Source organism: Proteiniphilum sp. UBA1028 (genome assembly GCF_002316955.1).
Lineage (GTDB): Bacteria > Bacteroidota > Bacteroidia > Bacteroidales > Dysgonomonadaceae > Proteiniphilum.
In genome coordinates this window covers 5,188-9,150 of sequence record NZ_DCEN01000081.1, presented here as the reverse complement: position 1 = coordinate 9,150, position 3,963 = coordinate 5,188, and the positions used below count along the sequence as shown (strand labels likewise).

General features: G+C 51.5%; 2 protein-coding genes. Both read left to right on the top strand.

Going from position 1 to position 3,963, the window contains the following annotated elements:
• Positions 1 to 244 precede the first annotated feature (244 nt).
• Positions 245 to 2,236: a glycoside hydrolase family 97 protein gene (locus B3Z75_RS13245; RefSeq protein WP_294072679.1), complete on the top strand. Its 1,992-nt coding sequence runs from the start codon at positions 245 to 247 to the stop codon at positions 2,234 to 2,236.
• 126 nt (positions 2,237 to 2,362) lie between these two features.
• The coding region (locus tag B3Z75_RS13240; RefSeq protein WP_294072676.1) for a glycoside hydrolase family 2 TIM barrel-domain containing protein at positions 2,363 to 3,963 on the top strand (1,601 nt) is incomplete at its 3' end.

Genomic DNA, 3,963 nt, shown 5'->3' with positions numbered 1-3,963 from the left:
CGTAAAGTGGTAGTACCCGCGGCGCCGGAACTGTTTAGAAAACAATTGAATGAGGCCTGATCGACTAAAATATAAATTCAAAAAAATTGATTTGAAATCCTCGCCGAAAGTTTACTGAAAAGAAAATAGGTGTTTTACTTCGGAGTCATTCTGTTTTATGACACGATACATGTGCTCACGGTAGTATTCCATTACTAAAATTAATATCTTTGTATTATAAAACAACAACATAAAGTAACTGAACATGAAAAGAACAATTCCTCTGATCCTTGTGCTCCTGATCGTATGCGGAGCAATAGATGCACAGAAAAAATTCAACATCTCCTCACCCGACGGAAGACTGACCGCTGAGGTAACCGTGGGTGAACAGCTTACCTGGAGCCTGTCGCACGAAGGCGAGCAGTTGATTCAACCCTCGCCGGTATCCCTTACCCTCGCCGACGGCGAGCAACTCGGTCCCGATGCCCGCGTACGGCACGCCAAACAGGAGAGCGCCGACGAAACCATCTCCTCACCCTTCTGGATATCTTCAGAAGTCCGCAACACATACAATGAGCTGGCGATTAGCTTCCGCGGCGACTGGGGAATCACTTTCCGACTGTATGACGACGGACTGGCCTATCGGTTCCGCACTTCCCGCAAGGGAACGCTCACCATCGCCGCGGAGGAGGCAAATTTCCGTTTCACGGGCGACCGGACTGCCTGGGTACCCTATGTGAAGGGGGGACTGGGTGGTGACCAGCTGCAGAGCTCGTTTGAAAACACTTACGTCCATACGCCCCTCTCACAAATCGACCGCGAGCGGCTGATTTTTTTGCCGCTGCTGGCAGATGCCTCGGAAGGAAAGCGACTCCTGATCACTGAAGCCGACCTGGAATCTTATCCCGGCATGTACCTCACACCCGATAAACAAACACCCAACACCCTCAGGGGACTTTTCGCGCGGGTGCCCGCCGCCGTGGAGCAGGGAGGGCACAACATGCTGCAGATGCGTGTCACCGAAAGAGAAGAGTACATCGCGAAAACAGAAGGAAGCCGCAGTTTCCCCTGGCGCGTCTGTCTGGTAACCGATAACGATGCATCGCTGGCAGCCAGCGATATGGTCTATCGCCTGGCATCGCCCTCACGGCTGGCCGATACCTCCTGGATCAAGCCCGGAAAGGTAGCCTGGGAGTGGTGGAACGACTGGAATATCCACGATGTCGACTTCAAGTCCGGCATCAATAACGATACCTACAAGTACTACATCGACTTCGCCTCGGAACATGGCATCGAGTATGTGATCCTCGACGAGGGATGGGCCGTCAACCTGAAAGCCGATCTGATGCAGGTGATACCGGAGATTAATATACCGGAGCTGGTCGCCTACGGCCGTGATCGTGGAGTTGGAATCATCCTCTGGGCCGGCTACCACGCCTTCGACCGCGACATGGAAGAGGTGTGTCGCCACTACGCCGCGATGGGTGTGAAAGGGTTCAAGGTAGATTTTATGGACCGTGACGACCAGGAACTGGTCGAATTCATCTATCGCGCAGCAGAGACAGCAGCTCGTCATAAACTATTGCTCGATTTCCATGGTATATACAAGCCAACCGGACTGAGCCGCACCTGGCCCAATGTCCTTAACTTTGAAGGGGTGCACGGCCTGGAGCAGCTGAAGTGGTCACCCGAGAGCATCGACATGGTCAACTACGATGTTACCGTCCCATTTATCCGCATGGTTGCGGGGCCGATGGACTACACTCAGGGAGCTATGCGAAACGCTGCGCGTGGTAGCTACCGGCCGGTCAACTCCGAACCGATGAGCCAGGGTACACGTTGCCGTCAGCTTGCTCTCTACGTAGTGTTCAACTCACCCATAAATATGCTGTGTGACAGTCCTACCGAGTATATGCTTGAGCCCGAGTCGCTTGAATTTATAGCATCCATCCCCACCGTGTGGGATGAGACCGTGCCCCTCACCGGCAGGGTGGGTGAGCATGTGACGCTGGCCCGCCGCAGTGGCAGCGACTGGTACATTGGCGGCATCACAGGCTGGGAGAGCCGCGACATGACAATCGACTTCTCTTTCCTGCCGGCGGGACAGTATGAGATGACTCTCTTCCGGGACGGAGCCAATGCTCATCGCAAGGGTGCCGACTACCGCAAGGAGCTACGGAAAATTGAATCCGGAGAGTCAATCAGTCTGCATCTTGCACCGGGAGGCGGCTTTGCAGCAAAACTGCGGAAAATTTAAACGATTTTGTTTGAAAAGATTGTTTTTCCATAAGACAGATATTGTATATTTGTCAACGAAGTATTCAAAACTCATATTAAAACATTTTTCAGGCAACTCATAAATTTCTAAAACACTCAAATTACAATGAAAAAATTATTGATCCTCTTCTCCATTTATCTTGCCGCCGGCATGCTATTTGCTCAAGAGCAGACCGACCGCTATGCGGAAATTACCAATCCGAAACTTCTACACATCAACCGGGAGGAGCCGCGGTCAACCTTCTCTTCATTCACAGATCTAAAGGAAGCCCTTGCTGCCGGTTACATATCCAAAGGGAGCGATGTGTTGTTACTTAACGGGAACTGGAAATTCCATTATACCGACCGGTTCAATGAACGTCCCAAACAGGGCTTTCAGAATTCTGGCTTTGACGACAGCCAATGGAGCAACATACAGGTACCTGGAAACTGGGAAGTACAAGGCTTTGGTGTTCCAATCTATGTGAATGCCACCTACGAATTCACATCTCCGGGACATGCACCCTACTGGGATAAACCGAATCCTCCGCTTGTTCCGGAAGAATTCAATCCAACTGGTACCTATCGGAAATTGTTCACTATTCCGGACAACTGGCAGGAAAAGGAGATAATCCTCTGTGCCGATGCAACCAAAGGTGCAGCCTACTACTATCTCAACGGGGAGTTCGTCGGCATGAACAAGGAGGGCAAGCTACCGGCACGATTCAACGTGACAGAACATGCAAAAGCGGGAGAAAACGTGATTGCGGTTCAAATTCACCGCTGGAGCAGCGGTTCCTACCTTGAGTGTCAGGACTTCTGGCGGCTCTCAGGTTTTGACCGTGATGTCTACCTTTATGCCCGTCCCAAACTACACCTGGCAGATGTCTTCGTTCGTTCGGGCCTCGATGTTAGCTACACCAACGGGCAGTTTGCGCTCGACATCACCGTAGCTTCTCCGGAAGGGAACACCCGCCCATTCACTGTCAACTACACACTGTTGGACGAGTCCGGTAAAAAAGTGTCTGTCGGATCCCTCTCCGATAAGAGTTCCGGAAAAGCATCCGTTAGCTTTGAAGAGATGATCCTCGGTGTGAAAAAGTGGAGCGCCGAAACTCCTTACCTTTATACGCTAACCGTTGAGCTGATGGACGAAAAGGGAAGCACCCTTGAAGCGACAGCACTGAAAGTAGGTTTCCGTACAGCGGAAATTAAAAACCGCCAGTTCCTTGTGAACGGGCAGCCGGTATTGTTGAAAGGGGTGAACCTGCATGAACATAATGAACATACCGGCCATTACGTCACCGAAGAACTGATGAGAAAAGATTTTGAACTGTTCCGCAAATACAACGTCAATGCCGTGCGTACAAGCCACTACCCGCAACCGGAGCTCTTCTACAGGCTGGCCGACGAATACGGGATCTACGTGATCGACGAGGCCAATATTGAGAGCCACGGGATGGGATATAACCTCCGGAAGGGAGGTACGCTGGCAAATAACCCGCTTTTTCTGGAAGATCACCTGAGCCGCACCATAGGCATGGTGGAACGCGACAAGAACCACCCAAGCGTTATTACATGGTCTCTGGGCAACGAAGCGGGTAACGGATACAATTTCTATGAGACCTATCGCTGGATCAAAAGCCGGGACACCTCCCGTCCTGTACAGTACGAACGGGCTGTGATGGAGTGGAACAGCGATATTTTCGCGCCAATGTACTTCAACCC